Consider the following 18,767-nt stretch of genomic DNA (forward strand, 5'->3'; position numbering starts at 1 on the left):
TTGTGTTCAGTTCAAGACTTCGCTCAGGGGAATGAAGTTGACCACATCCCCCTCCGCCAACGTCGTCCCTTCCAACACCTCCACCAACCCCTCGGCCCACGCCGCGCTGCGCAGCACGCCGGAGCTCTGGTTGCGGTAGATGATCGCCTTGCCCTGCTCGATACGCCCGCGCAGGTACTCGCGGCGATTGCCCGGTTTGGGCCACTCGAACCCCACCGGCACTTCGAAGCGCAGCGGCTCGACATCCGCCACGCCTTGGCGGCGCAGCAGGTACGGCCGCGCCAGCAATGCAAACGTCACCAGGGTCGACGCTGGGTTGCCCGGCAGGCCGATGACCGGCACGCCACGGAAGTGCCCGAAGGTCAGCGGTTTGCCCGGCTTGATCGCCAGTTTCCACAGCGCCAGCTCGCCCTCTTCACGCAGCGCAATGCCGAGGAAATCCGCCTCGCCCACCGATACACCGCCGGTGGACAGGATCAAGTCGACGTTGCCCAGGCCCGCCAGGCGCGTGCGGGTCTGTTCCAGATCGTCGGGCAGGATGCCGACGTCGATCACCTCGCAGCCCATGCGTTCAAGCCAGGTGCACAGCACGCGGCGGTTGCTGTTGTAGATCTGCCCGGGGCCCAGGGGCAGGCCGGGTTCGATCAATTCGTCACCGGTGGACAGCACAGCGACGCGCGGACGGCGTACGACCTCAAGACTGTCGCGCCCCAGTGAGGCGGCGAGCCCCAGTTCGATCGGCCCCAGGCGTGTGCCGGCGTTCAAGACCAGCTCGCCGACCGTGGTTTCCTGGCCCTGGGGGCGGATGTTCTGCTGAAGGTGCAACGGCTCGGTAAAGCTCACGCGCTCGTCGGCGTGGACCACGGCGTTTTCCTGCATTTCCACGCAATCGGCACCTTCGGGTACCGGCGCGCCGGTGAAGATGCGCGCGCAGGTGCCAGCGGCCAATGGCTGCGGCGCCTGCCCGGCGAAGATGCGCTGGCTGACCACCAGCGGCTCGCCGTGCCAGTCCGCCAGGCGCAGGGCGTAACCGTCCATGGCGCTGTTGGGCCAGGGCGGCAGGTCGAGGGTGGCGATCAGGTCTTGCGCCAAAACGCGGCCATCGCACTCGGCCAGGGGCAAGGTTTGTTGCTCGCGGATCGGCGCAGCCTCGGCCATCGCCAGCAGTTGCGCCAAGGCGTCTTCCACCGGCATCAGGGCGCCGGTCTTGCCGGGCTTACCCACGGGAGGCGCAGGGTTCGGCCTGCTTCAAGTGAGGGACGAAGTTGCACGGGCGGTGACGGTTGTCCAGTTGCTCGGCGAGGATGCCATCCCAACCGGTGCGCACCGCATTGGTGGAACCCGGCAGGCAGCACACCAGGGTGCCATTGGCCAGGCCAGCCAGGGCGCGGGATTGCACGGTGGAGGTGCCGATATCGGCCACGGAGATCTGGCGGAACAGTTCGCCAAAACCGTCGACCTGCTTGTCCAGCAGACAGCTCACCGCTTCCGGGGTGCTGTCGCGGCCGGTGAAGCCGGTGCCGCCGGTGATCAGCACGACCTGCACCACGTCTTCGGCGATCCAGTGGGCAACCTGGGCGCGGATCTTGTAGAGGTCGTCCTTGAGCAACACACGCTCGGCCAGGTTATGGCCAGCGGCGGTGAGGCGATCGACGAAGACCTGGCCCGAAGTGTCGGTGTCCAGGGTGCGGGTGTCGCTGACGGTCAATACAGCGATATTCAGGGGTACGAAGGGCGCATCTGCCTTGGCGGTCATGGCACGGTCCGGTTGTCGAAGAAACAGGCCGGTGTTATATCACAGCCCCCCCCTTTTGCTGCCGCTGCGGAACTGCCATGCCTATCGATTCATCTGCCCTGCCCTGTTCGGTTCTGTTGCTGTCCGGTGGCCGTGGCCAGCGCATGGGCGGCCTGGACAAGGGCCTGCTGGAATGGCGAGGCCAACCGTTGATTGCGCATCTGCACGCCCTGGTGCGGCCGCTGACGGACGACCTGATCATCTCGTGCAATCGCAACCCCGAGCACTACGCCGCCTTTGCCGACCAATTGGTCAGCGACGACAGCGCGGACTTCCCCGGCCCGCTCGCCGGGATTCGTGCAGGGCTTGGCGCCGCACGCCATGGGCACCTGCTGATCCTGCCGTGCGATGTGCCGCAACTCGACGCACGCTTGCTGACCGAGCTGCGTGAGAAAGCGCAGCGCAATCCCCGTGTGCCGGTGATGGTGCGCCATGGTCAATTCTGGGAGCCGCTGATCTGCATCCTGCCCACCGCCCTGCGGGACGCGGTCGAGGCGGCCTGGCATGCCGGCGAACGCAGCCCACGGCAGATCTTCATGAAACTGGGCGCGGTGGGCCTGGAGTGCCCGGCAGATGATCCGCGCCTGGCCAACCTGAACACCCCCGAGCTGTTACTTCCCAGTCCCGGCGTGTCAGAATGAACCTTGCACAAGGAACTTTGCCGGCGCCTCGCGCGTCACAAGGTCAGCTTTTCAAAAGAATTCTCTCGGAGACAACACCATGACTCAACGGACCATCGCCGCTCTCATGCTTGCACTGGGCCTCGCTACCCTCGCCGGTTGCGCCTCGCCAACAGTGATCACCCTGAATGACGGTCGCGAAATCCAGGCCGTCGACACCCCTAAATTCGACAAGGATTCGGGCTTCTACGAATTCGAACAGCTGGACGGCAAGCAGACCCGCATCAACAAGGATCAGGTCCGCACCGTTAAAGACCTGTAAGTCTTAGCGTTTGCCAACAAGGCCCGCCGCGTGCGGGCCTTGTCGTTTGTGGGGGTTACCAGTCGAGGGTGATCTGGCTGCGGAACTGGCGCTCTTCGCCGCTCACCGGGTCGATAAAACGCACGCCCTGGGCCAGCAGTTTCAGCGGGTTGGCGTAGTCGTCCACGGCATCCTTGATCACTTCAGGATAGAACGGGTCGTTGCAGATACTCGCGCCGAGTGCGGTCATGTGCACGCGCAACTGGTGCTTCTTGCCGGTCACGGGGAACAGGCCGTAGCGCCACAGGTCGCCGTGCTTTTCACGCACTTCCACCGCCGTTTCGGTGTTGCTGGCGCCAGGACCTTCCTGCATGCGGAAGAACGGTTCGCCCTCCACCAGGCGGCTTTTATGCACGAGCGGAAAGCTCAGGTCTGGCAGCGCTGGCGCAATGGCTTCGTAGAATTTATCGATCTGGCGCGTGGGAAACAGCTGTTGATACGCCGAGCGGCTGGCCGGATTGGCCGAGAACAACACCAGCCCCGCCGTGTGCCGGTCGATGCGGTGCAGAGGCACCAGTGAAGGGTTGTCCAAACGGCGAATCAGGCGGCGCAGCAAAGTTTGCTCGACGTACTCACCGGCGGGCGTCACCGGCAGAAAGTGCGGCTTGTCGGCGACCACCAGGTGCTCGTCGGCGTAAAGGATGGTCTCCTCCACCGGGATCACTTTTTCGTTCGGCACTTCGCGGAAGTAGTAGATGCACAGGCCTTCCTTGTAGGCCAGGTCCAGGTGGATCGGGTTGCCATTGATATCCAGCACCCGGCCCCGCGCGATGCGGTCCAGCCAATGCTCACGGCTGATCGCCGGGAAGTGCTCGCACAGGCACTCCAGCACCGTGGCCCAAGGCCCGGGTGGCAGGTACAAAGTGCTGGCCTGGTGCTCGGACGGGATAAAAATCGAAGTGGACATGCGTAAAGCCTAGGGAAAACCGGCGGGCATTATCCCGCATGGCTCAGGCCTTGGCCAATTGCGCCCGCAGCACCGGCGAGGCGCTGGCGGCCTCGGTGAACTCCTTGAGCCAGCGCAACACGTCCACCGCTTCCCAGCGGCCCGGATCGTACAACGCGTACAACAAGCCCTGGTAACCCACTACATCCAACTGCTTGTGATAACCGGCGCGCTGGAACAACGCTTCGATCTCGGCGAAGCAGGTATTGAAATGCACTTTGTTAAACGGCGTCTTGCCTTCCGTGACCAGGCCGTCGAGGCGCAGCTCGTTCACCGCATCGCGCACGACATCGGCGGACATGCGATTGACGCTGCTTTTCAGTTGTTCAACATTCACCACGGGCGTTCCCTCTATTCAATCGCTGTACAAACATACAGTAACGTAATATTTGGAAACCCGCCATCGCCTAAACCTCAGCGCAGGAAGGCGGCAACCTGATCACCGTCGAACGGCCAGTCCAACTCAGCCCCTGTATCTACCCGCCGAAGCACCGGAATCCTTAGGCCATAGGCGTCAGTCAGGTCTACGGGGTCGGTTATATCCACCAATTCAACCAGCAGCCCGTGTTCGACGAGCGGCATTATTTCGGCTTCGGCAATCTCACAAAGATGGCAACCCAGGGTGCCGAACAGCTGGCATTCAGGAAGCATGACAAATGGCCCTGATCAGAAAGTAGGCGGTCATTCTATGCCCGCACTATCCCTGTGGCGAGGGAGCCTGCTCCCGCTGGGGCGCGGAGCGGCCCCAAAATCCTGGGAGCGCTTCGCACTCCAGCGGGAGCAAGCTCCCTCGACACAATAAACCCTGACCTGAATCAGCATGGCCTATAACTGATTCAGCGATTCTCGCGGCTTTTTGCCTGCCCCTTTGCAACGGAGATGCGTGTGTTTGCCAACCTGCTGATCATTCTGGCCTCATCCCTGGTGGTGATTGCGCTGTTTCGCCGGCTGCAATTGCCGCCCGTGCTGGGCTACCTGTGTGTAGGCCTGGCCGTAGGGCCGACCGCCCTGGACTGGGTGAATGACAGCGAAGAGCTGCCCGATCTCGCTGAACTTGGCGTGGTGTTCCTGCTGTTCTCCCTGGGCCTGGAGTTTTCCCTGAGCAAAATGTTCGCCCTGCGCCGCGTGGTGTTTGGCCTGGGCAGTTTGCAGGTGTTGGGCTGCGGCGTGCTGCTGGGGCTGTTGCTGATGATCCTCGGTGTGGCGCCGGGCATCGCGTTGTTACTGGGCGCGGGGTTGGCGTTGTCCTCCACGGCCATTGTCAGCAAGGAGCTGACCAGCCTCGGCGAAATCTTCAGCAGCCATGGGCAGAATGCGATTGGCGTGTTGCTGTTCCAGGACGTGGTAGCCGTATTGCTGCTGACCCTGGTGCCGGTGTTTGCCGGCACCGGCGAGCAAGCCTGGTATATCGCACTGCCGCTGACCCTGGCCAAGACCGTGGTGTTGTTTGTCGGTTTGTTGCTGGCCAGTCGCTGGCTATTGCCGCGCCTGTTTCATGAGGTGGCGGCGTCCCATTCGGCGGAGCTGTTTGTGCTGCTGGCGCTGGTGATCGTGTTGCTCACCGCATGGCTCACGCACTTGCTGGGCCTGTCCCCTGCCCTCGGTGCCTTCCTCGCCGGCATGCTGCTGGGGGAAAGCCACTACCGCCATCAGATCGAAGCGGATATCCGCCCGTTCCGCGACATCTTGCTGGGGCTGTTTTTCGTCAGCATCGGCATGCTGATCGACCTGCAACTGTTCGTCAGCCACAGCCTGTTGATCCTCGGCCTGACCCTTACCTTGATGCTGGTCAAAGGCTGCGTGGTCGCCGCACTGGTCAAATGGCGCGGCAGCGACAGTGAAACCGCCTGGCGCAGCGGCCTGGCCCTGGCCCAGGGCGGCGAGTTCTGTTTTGCCTTGATGGCACAGATGCAGCAGAGCCGGTTGATCCCGGACGAGTTCAACGGACTGCTGCTGGCCGCCACCTTCTGTTCGATGCTGCTTACGCCACTGCTGTTGCGCGCCGCGCCGGCCATCGCCCTGCGCCTGCATCGCAAGCCGAACCAACAAGTGCAACTGGAAGAAATCACTGCGCTCAACGCCGAGCTGCGCGGGCACGCGGTGATTTGCGGGTATGGCCGCGTTGGGCAATCCATCGGGCGTTTTCTGCGCAAGGAACAACAGGCGTTTATCGCCCTGGATGACGACCCGGAGCGGGTACAGGAAGCCGCCACCGAAGACAGCAGCGTGCATTACGGCGACTGCCGGCGCGGTGCGCTGCTCAGTGCCGTGGGCCTGGAACGCGCGCGGCTGGTGGTGATTGCCGTGGACAACACCGAAGTGGCCCTGGCGGTGTTGAAGGAAGCGCGACGCATCAACTGCGAGGTGCCGATCCTGGTGCGTACCCGCGATGACAGCCAACTGGCCGAATTGAAAGCCGCGGGCGCCAGCGAAGTGGTGCCCGAGCTATTGGAGTCGAGCCTGATGCTCGCCTCCCACGCCTTGATCCTGCTGGGCCTGCCGGACCAACAGGTGCAGGCACGGGTCGATGAAGTGCGGCAGAACCGCTATCGCCTGCTGCACGGTTTTTACGCCCAGGCCGACAACCCGATCAATCCTGACTGACCGCGCCAATCTTATGGATCGACAAGTCCGCGCCGTAGTATTCCTCTTCCTGGCTCAGGCGCAGGCCCGATACGCGCTTGATGGTGCCGTACACCAGGAACCCGCCTGCCAACGCCACCGCCACGCCGAGGGCGGTGCCGATCAACTGGCTGATCAGGCTGACGCCGCCCAACCCGCCGAGCACGGTCTGGCCGAAGATGCCGCAGGCGATGCCGCCCCATACACCACACAGGCCGTGCAGCGGCCACACGCCGAGCACGTCGTCGATCTTCCAACGGTCCTGGGCGGCAATAAAGCACCAGACGAACAGACCACCGGCGACCGCCCCGGTGACCAGCGCGCCCACCGGATGCATCAAGTCGGAACCGGCACAGATCGCCACCAGCCCGGCCAATGGGCCGTTGTGCAGGAAGCCTGGGTCATTGCGGCCGATGATCAGCGCCGCCACCGTGCCGCCGACCATGGCCATCAGCGAGTTGACCGCCACCAGGCCACTGACGCCGTTCAGCGTCTGCGCACTCATGACGTTAAAGCCGAACCAGCCCACGATCAGAATCCACGAGCCCAACGCCAGGAACGGAATGCTCGACGGCGCAAACGCCACCAGGCGGCCGTCCCGGTAGCGCCCGTTGCGCGGGCCCAGCAACAGCACCGCCGCCAACGCCAGCCAGCCGCCCATGGCGTGTACCACCACGGAACCGGCGAAGTCATGGAAGCTGGCGCCAAAGGTCGCCAGCAGCCAGGCTTGCAGGCCGAAATTGCCGTTCCACACCATGCCTTCGAAAAATGGGTAGATAAACGCCACGATCAGCGCCGTGGCGCACAGTTGCGGAACAAAACGTGCACGCTCGGCAATGCCGCCGGAAATGATCGCCGGGATCGCCGCCGCGAAGGTCAGCAGAAAGAAGAACTTCACCAGGCCATAGCCATGATCGGCGCTGATCACCGCCGCCGGTTGCATGAAGCTCACGCCGTAGGAGATCCAATAGCCTATAAAGAAATAGGCCAGGGTGGAGATGGCGAAGTCGCTGAGGATTTTCGACAGCGCATTGACCTGGCTTTTCTGGCGCACGGTACCGACTTCCAGGAACGCGAAGCCGGCGTGCATGGCCAAGACCATGACCGCGCCAATCAGGATAAACAGGGTGTTGGAACTGTGGACCAGCGTGTCCACTGCACTTTGCAAATTTTCCATGGAGGTTGGCAGGCCTGCATTAAAGGCAAAAAGCACCAAAGCGGTTCAAACCAGGGTTGCGCGCACTAAATTGGCACCACCGGCTCCACCCCTCTTCAGAGGGTGTGAACCGCTTTAGCGCAGCGATCAACGCAACAGGCCGATGCCGACAGGGTTTTTCCGCGAGTTTCAGTTATTTAGGGTAAGGTTTTTGAAGGCTTCCTGCCCGACCGCCCGGATTTCGCGCAAGCCCCGTGGCGTGCGCACCAAGGCAAAGCAAAAGCTGTACCAGACAATTGCACTGAACCTTCACCGATACCGGTGACTCGAAAGCCACAGTACAGATCAGCCCATCACGGAGATAACCATGGCCAGAAAAACCGCAAAGACTGCTCAAGAAATTCTGCTAGAGGATTTTCAAACCCTGGTCAGCGACACCGAGAAGCTGCTGGATGACACCAAGGTGCTGGCCGGCGACCAGGCTGACGAGCTGCGCAGCAAGATCCACGACAGCCTGCTCAAGGCCCGCGAAACCCTGCAACTGACCGAAGATTCCCTGCGCGAACGCGGCCAGGCCGCCGTCACCGCCACTGAAGATTACGTGCAGGCCAACCCTTGGCAGTCGGTAGGCATTGCCGCCGGCGTGGGCTTTTTGATCGGCCTGCTGGCCACAAGGCGCTAATCATGTCTATCGGCGAAACCGGCTCGTCAACGGGCACTACTTCAAGACGTCTGGGTGCGGCCGTGCTGGGCTTGCTGCACAGTCATGTCGAGTTGTTTGGCATCGAATTGCAGGAACAGAAGGCCCGCACCGTCAGCCTGCTGCTGTTTGCCGGCCTGGCACTGGTGTTTGCGCTGCTGTTGCTGGTGGGGTTGTCGACGCTGGTGATGATCCTCGTGTGGGACACCGGCTACCGCCTCACCGGGATCATCTGCCTCTGCGTGTTCTACAGCCTGGCCGCAGCGTTCTGCGGGGTGCGCTTGAAAGCGGCGGTGTTCGATGAATCCACGCCGTTCCACGCCACCCTCGAAGAACTGGCCAATGACCGGGAGCGCCTGCTGCCATGAGCATGACTGAAATCCCGCAGAACACCTCACGCCGGGAAATGCGCAAGGCGTTGATCCGCCTGCGCATGGAAATGCACCGCCAGGAGATTCGCCACGAGTCCCAGCAATTGCTGGCACCGCTGACCAAGGTGCGCAACATGGGCCAGAACTGGCAGGACAACCTGGGCATCAAGCATGCGCCGCTGTGGGGCGTGGCCGCGGTGACGCTGCTCGGCTTCTTCACCGGCAAGGGCGCCAAGGGCGGCAGTATCAGCAGCCTGACGCGCCTGGTGCGGCTGGGGGCCGGGTTGATCCCGCTGATCAAACTGGCGATGCAGGGTGCATCGCGAAAAGGCTGAGCCACCCTGGCTGCATTCTTGCAAACAGAAGCGGCCCGGCTCTCGTGTTCGAGAGCCGGGTCTTTTTTTTCGCCAACTATTCAAGGAGGCCCTGTGATTGACGGGCAACCGCTCGCCTGCTTCCAGCCGTTTATCGACACCGCCACCGGGCGCATTGCCGGCGTCGAAGCCCTGGGTCGCTTGCGTCAACCTGATGGCCGCCTGCTCTCTGTGGGCCCACTGTTCGCCGACCCGCGCACGCCTGGCGCGACCTTGCGCCGCCTCGACCGGCAAATCCGCGACAACGCGTTGAGCCGCTTGCATGAAGTGCCCGAAGACTGGTTCCTCAGCCTGAACATCTCGCCACGCTGGATCAACCGCCTGCGCCCGGGCCAAGCGCTGCCCAGCCTGAAGCAGGTACACGCCCAGGGTGTGGATCCGCGGCGGATCGTGTTCGAGATCACCGAATTGGGCGGTGATATCCAACGCCTGGCCGACGTGGTGGCGCGCTATCGCGAAGCCGGCGCGCGCATTGCCATCGACGATTTCGGCGCGGGCTATTCCCAGCTCGACCGGGTGTTGGCCCTGCAACCGGATATCCTCAAGCTCGACATGCGCCTGTTCCAGGATGCCGCACGCGGCGGGCCGAGCAGTGAAGTGGTGCGGGCGCTTGCGCAAATGGCCGAGAAAACCGGCTGCTGGATCATTGCCGAAGGCGTGGAGACCGAAGCGCAGTTGAGCTTTGCCCTGGAGTGCGGTGCGCGCTATGTGCAGGGTTATCTGTTCGCCCAGGCCCAGCTGGACTGGTTTGCCGCTGACGCCTTCGTGCCGCGTTTTGCGCAACTGCGCACGCAGTATGTACAGCAAAAACTCGCCGAGCGTGGACGTATCATGCTGCTGCGCCAGCAGTTGGCCGAACTGATGAAAATCCTCCAGGCCTGGGCCCAAGGCCAGGCGCCGCTGAGCCATCTGCCGCAACTGCCGGACTTCCCTTGGCTGTTGCGCTTCTACCAGTGCGACCGCCATGGCACCCAACTGACCCCCAACTTCGAATGGCGGCACGATGCCTGGCAGTCCGACAGCCGCTATCTGGGCCACAACTGGTCGTGGCGCCCGTATTTCTATCACTTGCTGGCCGAAGGCTGGGAGGAGCGCCGGCTGAATCTGTCCTCGACCTACCGCGACGCCACCACCAACCAATACTGCCTGACCGCCGGACAATTCTTCGATAACGGTCAGCGCTTGCTGTTAATCGATATCGATGCCGCCGGCCTGTAGATTTTCGCTTGCCCCGCCAAGGCGGAACCGGGAAGCTGGAGGGGTCATTCACCGAACGGAGAGTCCCCGCCTTGGATTGGCCCACCCTACTGACCCGCGAACGTCTTGGAAAAACCCTGCACAGCCCGGAAGAGCTGGGGCGCAGCCCGTTTCACAAGGATCACGACCGCATCATTTTTTCCGGCGCGTTTCGCCGCCTGGGCCGCAAGACCCAAGTGCACCCGGTGTCGAGCAACGACCACATCCATACGCGCCTGACCCACTCGCTGGAAGTCAGCTGCGTCGGCCGTTCCCTGGGCATGCGCGTCGGCGAAACCCTGCGCAGCGCCCTGCCCGACTGGTGCGACCCGAGCGATCTGGGCATGGTGGTGCAATCGGCCTGCCTGGCCCACGACATCGGCAACCCACCGTTCGGGCACTCCGGCGAAGACGCCATCCGCCACTGGTTCCAGCAAGCGGCCGGGCGCGGCTGGCTGGACGACATGAGCAGCGCCGAGCGCAATGACTTCCTCAATTTCGAGGGCAACGCCCAGGGATTCCGGGTACTTACCCAGTTGGAATATCACCAGTTCGACGGCGGCACCCGGCTGACCTATGCGACCCTGGGCACCTACCTCAAATACCCTTGGACCGCCCGCCACGCCGACGCATTGGGCTACAAGAAACACAAGTTCGGCTGCTACCAGAGCGAGCTGTACTTAGGCCTTGCAGCCAAAAATTACATTTTCTGAAAAGCAACAGCCAAAAGGTTATAAGTGCAACCATTTGGCAATATCAAGAAGGCTTAGCTTTCAAAAAAAGAATAAGTAGGTTTTTGCTAGAACGCCACTTTACCATCTATCCAGAGGGCCAAGCCACCTAGATTCGCTCCCCGCCCATACCACTAAACTGTCGAGCCAAGTGCATGGCATAGTTATCTGTCATACCGCTCACGTAATCCAGAACCTGCATGATTGCACCATATTCCTTGGAAACACCCCCACTGGCGTCTAAATTCTTCAAGTCCAGTCCAAGAAGCTCAACCACCCTTCTAGTCTTCGAATCAGCCACACCATCCTTTCTGACATATTCCAAAGCTGCAGAGCAGCTAACGTTAAGTAGTGTAGAAATAGTGCTATAAGCCCCTATTTCCAACTCAACCTTTCTTGGATGCTGGAAGATTTCATCTCGAGCAAGACCTTTGGCGGCTGCTACACATTCACGCACGTTCTTACCACAAAGATCTAAGATACCTAACACCTTGCCACTCATGATTTCATTATGGTTATTCATGAAAGCATTCACTCCAGCATCTACAAAAGCCGAGATAACTTTTCCACGAACCATAGAGAGCCTTCGGCCAACTTTCATACCTTGAATTTCATTGACGAGCTGATTCTTCTGTTGGTCGCCAAGGACAAGACACAATATTTCAAATACCTTATCCCACTCAAGGATGCCCATCTCTACACCATCTTCTAAATCAAGAATGGCATAGCAGAAGTCATCAGATACTTCCATCAAATTAGCCAGCGGATGGCGACACCGCCAACCATCACCCAGCTTTAACAAACCTGTCGCATCAGCCACTTCATTAAACAAACCCAACTCAGAACAGTAAATACCATATTTATTCTGGATAGGCCTTTGCATATTAACAGCATCACCTGCCAGCCAAGGATACTTAATAAAAGCTCCAAGTGACGCATAGGTTAGCCGCATCCCCCCTTCATAGGGATGATACTCCGATGTGGTTAAAACCCTGAACCCTTGAGCATTACCTTCAAACCTACGCAAATCAGCAGCTTCATTGAATGGCAAGTGCTCAACAATCATTGCTCCAACATCATTGGTAAACCAGTGACGAATAGCTTCTTCACCAGTATGCCCAAAGGGAGGGTTTCCAATGTCATGAGCGAGACAAGCAGTTTGGACGATATCACCGATATCAGAAGCTGAATGCTGTTCAGGGATGAGTCTTTCATTGAGAAGCTCTTGCCCTACTCTCACTCCCAGAGTCCGACCAACACAAGCTACTTCTAAGCTATGTGTGAGGCGATTATGGACATGGTCATTAGTGGCGAGTGGATGAACCTGAGTTTTTCTTGCAAGGCGTCTGAAAGCCCCGGAGAAAATAACCTTGTCATGGTCCGAATGAAAAGGTGAACGGCCTAGCTCAGATTTCGGAGGCCGACCGCCAAGACGGGTGTTATTAAGTAGCTTATCCCAACTCATACTAGCCATATCACTACCTTTAACACATATGCAAAGCGTATAAATATAGCTCAGGCATGGATATATGCAATAAAAAACAAGAAAAAAGCATACGCACTAATAACTTATTAAGAGCTGACTGCTTAACCCCGCATAGCATCCCGAATACTAAAATAAACTCTACAGCCAGCACATCACTTTACCCAATCCTTCAGGACAGGATATAGTTACAACATCGAAAAATAACCAAGACATTCGCAGGCGGGAACACATGACTGATAAACCTCTCAACAATCAAGAAATAGATAAAATCAGTCAAAAAATGGATTTACTGATAGAAACCTCAAGCACCAACCTCATAAACTACTGCCAGACAGTCCAGAAAAAGAAAGGTGAAACTAAATTTCTGACAGCTCAACTTTATTACACAGTCGGCACGGGATATTACTCAGCATACAGAGCTATAATCGCGGACGAGTGGAGCTCGCCCCACATAAAAAGAGCAATCTATTATTTGCGAAAAGCCTTACATGAACTGACCAATCAGAAAGATAAATACTATAGCTTTGAAAGCCGTAAAGGACTTGCCCACTTTAGCACTGCACACCTACGCTCAAAAATAAGTATAAATCTTGCAAATTATCTTACCGAACAACACCGGCATCTTGAAGCCTTAGAATTTTATGATTTGGCTATTGATGAAAAAAATGCTTTCGGCCTCGCCACCAAGGCCCGATGCCTGATAGAAGCCAGCGAGAGCATATATGATGAAAACTCAAGATTCTTCTTTTACAAACAATCATATAGGCTTTCTAAAAAAGCAAAACTATCAGAAAGCGTGAGCACTCCGGGAGAACAGAACTTATTTGAGCAGCTAAATCACCGCCTCAATCATTACTGCAAATGGTTTGAAGCCCAATACCCTGAATATCTAGATTCCGACCACTCAGACACTCACAAAGAAAACTTTATGAACAGAAAGCATAAATCATACCTTGACTGGGTGGGGAAGAATAAACTATTCCTGAACTTCACAAACAATGTCATCACAGAGGAATACGCATACGAAGATTGTCTTTACTTGCCTTCATTTAGTGGCAAAATAAATCGCTTATTACTCCCCAGTGAAGAGCTTGCATACCACTCTCACTTTGAAGAGATAAAAGACACCTATAAATATGCTAGATACCTATTCCATACCGCCTTACAAATCCCAATCGAAACTGAGCACATGTATAATTCGACAACCTCACAAGTCGAAAGCTACGATTCGACCTTCTACGATTTAAAGACCAATCACTACAGAACAGCTCTTCGCTGCCTTTACTCTATACAAGACAAAATCGCTTACTTCATCTATAAATTCTTTAAAGTCTCAGACAATGAAATACCCGAACACAAAGTCAACATAAACAGCATATTTTCTTCTAACCAGAAACCCGCTATTTGGTTGAGTGAAGTCAAAAACCCATATTTGAGAGCACTTTATTTTCTGAGCCAAGACATACATGATACTGGCGAAAAAAATAGCACTACCAATAAAGACCCTAACGCTAACCTTTTCCTAGCCGATGTTAACTACCCAAGAGCAAACGTTGTAAATAAAATACGGAATGCTCTTGAGCATAAATCGCTGAAAATAGTTGACTCGTTCGGATATGAGCTATCCCAGAAACTCTACAACCCGGAAAACACCCTAAAGGCAGCCGAAACAAAGCTGAGCGAGCTGGATGCTGATAGCGAAGAGCACAAAGAACTAGTCGAGCTTATAAAAGAAAAAAGACGGCTCCAGTCGTATGGTGAAGCCATATCAATCGAGGACCTTGAACAGCAGATCATGGGCCTATTCAAAATGTCCAAAACGGCAATGATGTACCTAGCCTTGTCCATTCACCACCAAGAAAAATCGCTACCTGATGACGACACCCTAATCGCATCTAGAGAGGTTCCCTATCGCTAAGTTTGGCTTTACCCAGAAACTAGGACCGCATATTTTCGTTCTTTTTATGATTGCAAAGTAAAGTGGTAAGGCTAGCGTCAGGCACTAGCGTGCCTGACGTATTTTTGCTTTCATGATTGTGAGTAGAACAATCAGCTAGAAAGAGTCCTTTTTATAAAATCCTGATAGTACAATGGGAAATCCCTCACACAGTTGATCAAAACCTCTTCAGAGTTTTTAATTCGAATATTAATTGAGTCGCTGGACTGGACCAGAGCATTCGATAAAACCTGAGAAATATGACGATCTGTGACACCCATTTCGTACAACTGAATAGCATCTACGGAGGGTAGTCCATACCGTAGCTTTTTCTGTAAGCTCGATAGATTATCTATAAGCTGCTGATCGGCCTCTGGCTTTATTAACTTTAGTAGTTCAATCACAGAGCCCAAAAGCAACGTTCCATCGTACGCAACTCCAGACTCGCAAGCATCGATGACATGCTCATTTGTAAGCTCTCGCCTTTTGCTCCCCCAAATAAGTTTAGATCCTGCTTTTACTAAGTGCGTTCTTAACTCATGGTAAGGGATGCCTTTTATCCACTCTGACACTAACGACCTAAGATTATCACTTGACTCAATCTTACGAATACTTTTGCTATTCGATTGCAAATAAACAAAAGGCCACAAAAGATCTAAAGCCTCAGACTCACTGGTGCATCGCTCGAGCAAATGAATATTAGATGTTATCCAGTCTTTTATTTCTTGGGCTTGTGTTAGACCGAATAGCGTTTTTCCAAATGCACGCCGTTCGACCTCCAAGGGGCAGTTGCTTTCAATATTTTTCGCAATAATTTCAAAGATCAATAAAATAGTTTCTTTATTTTCATCACTACTGAGACTGTAAGCTAATGTTTGTTGAGCTAAGTGTACAGCACCATTTTCTCCGAAGGCTTCCTTTGTATCATCCCAATGAGCAAGCAAGTACCCTTCTATTGATGCAACGATATTTGCTTTCTGTTCGGCTTGTTCAAGAACACCTTCAATGGAAAACTTAAGAGCCGACTTGCCTTTAGCATATTCTATTAATTCACCTAGGAATTTTTTCGGAGCCTCAAGATAACCTTTTAAATAATCTATTGGGTCAACATTCAGATAATATTTCTTATCGTCACTCCTAATAGGCTCCAATATATTTAATATACTACTAGTACAAGGCTCAGAATTCTCAAAATTAAGAATTCTTTTGAACTCAGCCCATTTCCAACGACCCTTATCAGAAGATCTCATATCAAAAATATCAGGATCGGCAAAAATTATACTACCTTCGGTGTACATACCAGAACGACCAGCTCTACCGATTAGGTTATGAAAATCCCTGACTTTTATGGGCTTGCCCGCTTGATAGATACTCGTTATCAGCAGATACCTTATTGGGAGATTAACACCTTGTGCGAGAGTGGAAGTGCAAATAACAAATTTTATCAGGCTTTTCTGCATCGCATATTCTATCGCAACTCTCAACCCTTGCGGCGTATTACTGCTGTGAGAGTAAACACCTAAGGCAGCACATTTAGTAGTTGCACTATTCTTACCCAAATGAACTTTGTGCAGATTCAGTAATTTTTCTACCTCAACATCATTTGAATATTCACTTGGCTTAGGAATGGGTAGATTTCTCGCGTAAATATCAACTGCCGCTTTGGCAAGGGTTGAGACAGCTGATTTAACGCCGCAAAATATTGCTACGCTACCATTAGACACCAGTTTCAAACCTAGATATATCGCAATACTCTTTCCATCGGCCTTGTCCGGGAAAAATCTATCAGTTCTCTCTCTTGGCTTGCGTGAAAGCTGATATTTTTCAATTACTCTCGGAACGAAAAAGGTTTTTTCATCAGTGTTATTCTGCTCTACAAACTCAAGCCTACCCAGTGAGTCTTTCCAACTTGCAAACGCCACTGTTCTATACGTTGAAAGTATGCTTGCACCATTGACATTTACTCCTTCATCGCCATTAAGCCAACTACCTATAGCATGAGAGTTGTTAATAACTGCAGATATAAGTATGGTCTGGGCATCTTTAGGGATCAAAGACTTTAGAGATGAAAGTAAAAGCTCATAAGTAACACCCCTAGGGCCACTATCGAATTGATGACCCTCATCATAAATTACAACCCCAATCTGCTCTGCGAGTTCTGGTGTTTGACGCAGTATGTACATCAATTTTTCGGGAGTTAGAACTAATATACTGTCCGTTTCTATTGAGCTAAAATCAAGATCTAAAAATCCATCAAGATCAAATTCAGAAAAATCCATCTGCGGTACGTCGGATACACCATCAATACTGACAATTTCACCGTCGAAGCTTCTGGAAAGCTCACTCCTAATTTCTTGACAAAGTGCTTTGAATGGAGCAACTACAATTACCAGACTTGCTCTCGCCGATAAAAACGCACTGCGAATAATTAGTTCGATTGACTTTGTTTTTCCTGCACTAGTAGGCATCTGAATTATTGCTGACGAATCCTTAAGCACCCCTTCCTCCCCCAGCAGACGCTGAGAGGGCCAAAGCTCTTTAATCGAATCGTCTTTTGAAAGGTAGCTACTCCAAGTTTCTTTTGGCAGGCCGGAGAAACGAGGCAACAGCATCCAAGATGAATTCTTTAGCCTGAACTTAACTATGGCACAAATCACATCTGCAAATAATAGCTCTCTGTCTGAGCCTATATCATAAGCTTTTGTTCTAAGATTAACTAACTCCACCTCAATACCAGAGACGCCTTCGCCGCTACCGTAATAATCCGAAAGTTTCTGCGAAACTCCAATAATATTAGATTTGTACTTCTCTCTAGCATCATTAAAGTAAGTGGAAAAATCACCTACTAACAGCCAGTGCAATAGATCCTCTAAGTGCGACGCCTCTAGGTAAGGACACTCTGATGGCAACTTTCTTATTAAAACACTTGAGCTTCCGGGTAAATCACACAAGTAATACGACGCCGACGCCAGCAAAATCAAATAAGGATCTATTTCAACATCAAGTTTTGATTGAAGGTATGAATCAAAGAACTGAGCGGAAAATTGCAGATCAGCTTTCAACTCAGCTAACCGCTCGGCTGGTGTATCTGTAGCGTTAACGGCTAAGCATACCTCACCAAGAGTTGCGATGGAGAGTATCAGCAACTTTGAAGGATCGCTATTAGTCTCAATATGATGTTCGGACGGAACATTATACTCGTACATTTTAGCTTTTGAACGAGTCACACCCAGCAAAACACGCGACGCTCTTTCAGGCTTCATCGGCTGCTCTCTTATATAGGCTATGCACAAGCTCCATAAAATCTTTGCCCTTTATGATAATAAGAGCCAGCGAATTCTTACTGGGATGGCCAGTTGCATCTGAGCTAGAAGCTTCTAATGGTTCATATATTCCATTTTCATAAAGAGCAACTGCCCCATAAACATCTTTATAAGGCCTATCAACTGGATTTTGAAAGCGACCTATTTTTTGTGCATCTTGAATGCTACCAGCCTCATAAAACCGCTGCCTTATGGCATTTAGTGACTCTGCCTTCCTAACGTTATCTTTACCGGAGTCATCTATCGCCACCTGCAACCTCTCATTGGCTTTTTTTCCGGAAAGTTGAGCTTTAACTTCATACATGGCCAAGCAATCATCAGGAGAATCGGTTGGTGACAGCATTTTGAATCCGAGGACATCAGAGCCCTTAGTAGATTCATTTCTGATAGTTTTTCTATCGTACCTCGTTCTAGGAACCCAATATCCTGAAATGAACTCAAGATAATCCGAAACCAGTATTTCAGCGAAGTCACCTGATCTAGTACCGGGTCCAAACCCTCCTGTTTTTGTTGGAAACTTTAAATCATTCAAATACTCGGCTCTGGTTTTTCCTGTGAACTCTCTTAGAAAGTCAATATGCAAATCACTACAGTACTGGCTCCTGAAGTGTTTAGCCCACTCTGACAATATAGCCTGATCCGTCTCGTGTACTAGCTCAAATACTTTGACAGGAGCACCGTCTTTTGTTTTGAGTGCGACACCAGTATCTTGCAGCCAATTAAGGTAAGCTGGAGTAACTGCCATACCTACTTGACCTTCTGAATTCTTGATAATTTTCGATGGATGCTAATTGAAGGCAATTCAATACTCAAGACTTCCAATATGCTCGATTTGCTTTTAAACATGCAGTACTCCATTACTAGGCGAGAAACTCTCAAAAATTCAACCCTATATGATTTCTGCACTGATGTCGATTAGCCACCCATTTGGCCGCTTTGTGCTCGACCCGAAAGATTAAGTTTTGCAGAGCACCCTTTCTGGGGAGGCTCGTGTTGCTCTATAGGCGACCTAACACGCATCTCGTGGTCATCGACCCTATAGACCTAAGGTGCCATTGCTACCCCTTGGCATGTCTATCCCTATCAAGAAGCCTCATTACTTGACGCTAC

Annotated in this window: 17 protein-coding genes and 1 pseudogene; 9 read left to right on the forward strand and 9 right to left on the reverse strand. The window is 53.9% G+C overall.

The window, feature by feature from the left end; all coding sequences use genetic code 11:
- Positions 1 to 6: 6 nt before the first annotated feature.
- Together ACZRMO_RS20675 and moaB are read right to left on the reverse strand one after the other, a co-directional pair.
- Positions 7 to 1,194 (reverse strand): molybdopterin molybdotransferase MoeA, encoded by a 1,188-nt coding sequence (locus tag ACZRMO_RS20675; protein ID WP_463974046.1) that lies wholly within the window; start codon positions 1,192 to 1,194, stop codon positions 7 to 9.
- Positions 1,195 to 1,216: 22 nt separating this feature from the next.
- Complete coding sequence (gene moaB / locus ACZRMO_RS20680) at positions 1,217 to 1,756, reverse strand: molybdenum cofactor biosynthesis protein B (protein ID WP_017734379.1); 540 nt, start codon at positions 1,754 to 1,756, stop codon at positions 1,217 to 1,219.
- Between the two features lie 77 nt (positions 1,757 to 1,833).
- On the opposite strand from moaB, the gene mobA reads away from it, so the two are divergent.
- Together mobA and ACZRMO_RS20690 are read left to right on the forward strand one after the other, a co-directional pair.
- On the forward strand, positions 1,834 to 2,436 hold the full coding sequence (gene mobA, locus ACZRMO_RS20685; protein WP_463974031.1) for a molybdenum cofactor guanylyltransferase MobA: 603 nt from the start codon (positions 1,834 to 1,836) through the stop codon (positions 2,434 to 2,436).
- Between the two features lie 79 nt (positions 2,437 to 2,515).
- Positions 2,516 to 2,737, forward strand: coding sequence for a YgdI/YgdR family lipoprotein (locus tag ACZRMO_RS20690; RefSeq protein ID WP_016978480.1), 222 nt, complete (start codon positions 2,516 to 2,518; stop codon positions 2,735 to 2,737).
- 55 nt (positions 2,738 to 2,792) lie between these two features.
- On the opposite strand, the gene ACZRMO_RS20695 is transcribed toward ACZRMO_RS20690, so the two are convergent.
- The 3 genes from ACZRMO_RS20695 to ACZRMO_RS20705 form a co-directional block, all read right to left on the reverse strand.
- The gene (locus ACZRMO_RS20695) at positions 2,793 to 3,683 is read right to left on the reverse strand and encodes a pseudouridine synthase (protein ID WP_463974032.1); all 891 of its coding nucleotides are present in this window, start codon (positions 3,681 to 3,683) and stop codon (positions 2,793 to 2,795) included.
- Positions 3,684 to 3,726: 43 nt separating this feature from the next.
- Positions 3,727 to 4,062 (reverse strand): hypothetical protein, encoded by a 336-nt coding sequence (locus ACZRMO_RS20700; protein ID WP_003189932.1) that lies wholly within the window; start codon positions 4,060 to 4,062, stop codon positions 3,727 to 3,729.
- A gap of 74 nt (positions 4,063 to 4,136) precedes the next feature.
- Complete coding sequence (locus ACZRMO_RS20705) at positions 4,137 to 4,373, reverse strand: glutaredoxin family protein (protein WP_207041428.1); 237 nt, start codon at positions 4,371 to 4,373, stop codon at positions 4,137 to 4,139.
- Positions 4,374 to 4,601: 228 nt separating this feature from the next.
- Between ACZRMO_RS20705 and ACZRMO_RS20710 the strand changes: the two genes are divergently transcribed.
- Entirely contained in the window at positions 4,602 to 6,326 is a 1,725-nt protein-coding gene (locus ACZRMO_RS20710; RefSeq protein ID WP_463974033.1) for a cation:proton antiporter, read from the forward strand.
- Here ACZRMO_RS20710 and ACZRMO_RS20715 read toward each other — a convergent pair.
- Positions 6,313 to 7,521 carry an ammonium transporter gene (locus tag ACZRMO_RS20715; protein ID WP_463974034.1) on the reverse strand — a complete coding sequence of 403 codons (1,209 nt, stop codon included), beginning with the start codon at positions 7,519 to 7,521 and terminating at the stop codon, positions 6,313 to 6,315. The two genes, ACZRMO_RS20710 and ACZRMO_RS20715, sit on opposite strands and share 14 nt — an antisense overlap.
- Before the next feature lie 346 nt (positions 7,522 to 7,867).
- Here ACZRMO_RS20715 and ACZRMO_RS20720 point away from each other — a divergent pair, with 346 nt between their 5' ends.
- The 5 genes and pseudogenes from ACZRMO_RS20720 to dgt all read left to right on the forward strand — a co-directional run.
- Entirely contained in the window at positions 7,868 to 8,182 is a 315-nt protein-coding gene (locus ACZRMO_RS20720) for an ElaB/YgaM/YqjD family protein (protein WP_463974035.1), read from the forward strand.
- A 2-nt stretch (positions 8,183 to 8,184) separates the two neighbouring features.
- Positions 8,185 to 8,568, forward strand: coding sequence for a phage holin family protein (locus ACZRMO_RS20725; protein ID WP_012723020.1), 384 nt, complete (start codon positions 8,185 to 8,187; stop codon positions 8,566 to 8,568).
- Positions 8,565 to 8,906: a hypothetical protein gene (locus ACZRMO_RS20730; RefSeq protein WP_463974036.1), complete on the forward strand. Its 342-nt coding sequence runs from the start codon at positions 8,565 to 8,567 to the stop codon at positions 8,904 to 8,906. The genes ACZRMO_RS20725 and ACZRMO_RS20730 overlap by 4 nt, the downstream gene beginning before the upstream one ends.
- A 93-nt stretch (positions 8,907 to 8,999) precedes the next feature.
- Positions 9,000 to 10,163, forward strand: coding sequence for an EAL domain-containing protein (locus ACZRMO_RS20735; RefSeq protein WP_463974037.1), 1,164 nt, complete (start codon positions 9,000 to 9,002; stop codon positions 10,161 to 10,163).
- A gap of 71 nt (positions 10,164 to 10,234) precedes the next feature.
- Positions 10,235 to 10,864, forward strand: a pseudogene (gene dgt / locus ACZRMO_RS20740) (dGTP triphosphohydrolase); the annotation flags it as partial.
- Between the two features lie 157 nt (positions 10,865 to 11,021).
- Here dgt and ACZRMO_RS20745 read toward each other — a convergent pair.
- Complete coding sequence (locus tag ACZRMO_RS20745) at positions 11,022 to 12,386, reverse strand: deoxyguanosinetriphosphate triphosphohydrolase (protein ID WP_456134786.1); 1,365 nt, start codon at positions 12,384 to 12,386, stop codon at positions 11,022 to 11,024.
- A 241-nt stretch (positions 12,387 to 12,627) separates the two neighbouring features.
- Here ACZRMO_RS20745 and ACZRMO_RS20750 point away from each other — a divergent pair, with 241 nt between their 5' ends.
- On the forward strand, positions 12,628 to 14,316 hold the full coding sequence (locus ACZRMO_RS20750) for an LA2681 family HEPN domain-containing protein (RefSeq protein ID WP_463974038.1): 1,689 nt from the start codon (positions 12,628 to 12,630) through the stop codon (positions 14,314 to 14,316).
- Positions 14,317 to 14,447: 131 nt separating this feature from the next.
- On the opposite strand, the gene ACZRMO_RS20755 is transcribed toward ACZRMO_RS20750, so the two are convergent.
- Together ACZRMO_RS20755 and ACZRMO_RS20760 are read right to left on the reverse strand one after the other, a co-directional pair.
- On the reverse strand, positions 14,448 to 17,597 hold the full coding sequence (locus ACZRMO_RS20755; RefSeq protein WP_463974039.1) for a DEAD/DEAH box helicase: 3,150 nt from the start codon (positions 17,595 to 17,597) through the stop codon (positions 14,448 to 14,450).
- On the reverse strand, positions 17,587 to 18,402 hold the full coding sequence (locus ACZRMO_RS20760; RefSeq protein ID WP_122769914.1) for a Hachiman antiphage defense system protein HamA: 816 nt from the start codon (positions 18,400 to 18,402) through the stop codon (positions 17,587 to 17,589). Before ACZRMO_RS20760 ends, ACZRMO_RS20755 begins: the two co-directional genes overlap by 11 nt.
- Positions 18,403 to 18,767: the final 365 nt, after the last annotated feature.

This window comes from Pseudomonas sp. B611 (assembly GCF_055407965.1).

What these genes read in the sequence shown, in the direction of transcription:
- ACZRMO_RS20725 (WP_012723020.1), top strand. Translation starts at nt 8,185, where the DNA reads ATGTCTATCGGCGAAACCGGCTCGTCAACGGGCACTACTTCAAGACGT.
- ACZRMO_RS20715 (WP_463974034.1), bottom strand. Translation starts at nt 7,521, where the DNA reads ATGGAAAATTTGCAAAGTGCAGTGGACACGCTGGTCCACAGTTCCAAC.
- ACZRMO_RS20695 (WP_463974032.1), bottom strand. Translation starts at nt 3,683, where the DNA reads ATGTCCACTTCGATTTTTATCCCGTCCGAGCACCAGGCCAGCACTTTG.
- ACZRMO_RS20720 (WP_463974035.1), top strand. Translation starts at nt 7,868, where the DNA reads ATGGCCAGAAAAACCGCAAAGACTGCTCAAGAAATTCTGCTAGAGGAT.
- ACZRMO_RS20750 (WP_463974038.1), top strand. Translation starts at nt 12,628, where the DNA reads ATGACTGATAAACCTCTCAACAATCAAGAAATAGATAAAATCAGTCAA.
- ACZRMO_RS20755 (WP_463974039.1), bottom strand. Translation starts at nt 17,597, where the DNA reads ATGAAGCCTGAAAGAGCGTCGCGTGTTTTGCTGGGTGTGACTCGTTCA.
- mobA (WP_463974031.1), top strand. Translation starts at nt 1,834, where the DNA reads ATGCCTATCGATTCATCTGCCCTGCCCTGTTCGGTTCTGTTGCTGTCC.
- ACZRMO_RS20710 (WP_463974033.1), top strand. Translation starts at nt 4,602, where the DNA reads ATGCGTGTGTTTGCCAACCTGCTGATCATTCTGGCCTCATCCCTGGTG.
- ACZRMO_RS20745 (WP_456134786.1), bottom strand. Translation starts at nt 12,386, where the DNA reads ATGGCTAGTATGAGTTGGGATAAGCTACTTAATAACACCCGTCTTGGC.
- ACZRMO_RS20690 (WP_016978480.1), top strand. Translation starts at nt 2,516, where the DNA reads ATGACTCAACGGACCATCGCCGCTCTCATGCTTGCACTGGGCCTCGCT.
- ACZRMO_RS20730 (WP_463974036.1), top strand. Translation starts at nt 8,565, where the DNA reads ATGAGCATGACTGAAATCCCGCAGAACACCTCACGCCGGGAAATGCGC.
- moaB (WP_017734379.1), bottom strand. Translation starts at nt 1,756, where the DNA reads ATGACCGCCAAGGCAGATGCGCCCTTCGTACCCCTGAATATCGCTGTA.
- ACZRMO_RS20760 (WP_122769914.1), bottom strand. Translation starts at nt 18,402, where the DNA reads ATGGCAGTTACTCCAGCTTACCTTAATTGGCTGCAAGATACTGGTGTC.
- ACZRMO_RS20705 (WP_207041428.1), bottom strand. Translation starts at nt 4,373, where the DNA reads ATGCTTCCTGAATGCCAGCTGTTCGGCACCCTGGGTTGCCATCTTTGT.
- ACZRMO_RS20675 (WP_463974046.1), bottom strand. Translation starts at nt 1,194, where the DNA reads ATGCCGGTGGAAGACGCCTTGGCGCAACTGCTGGCGATGGCCGAGGCT.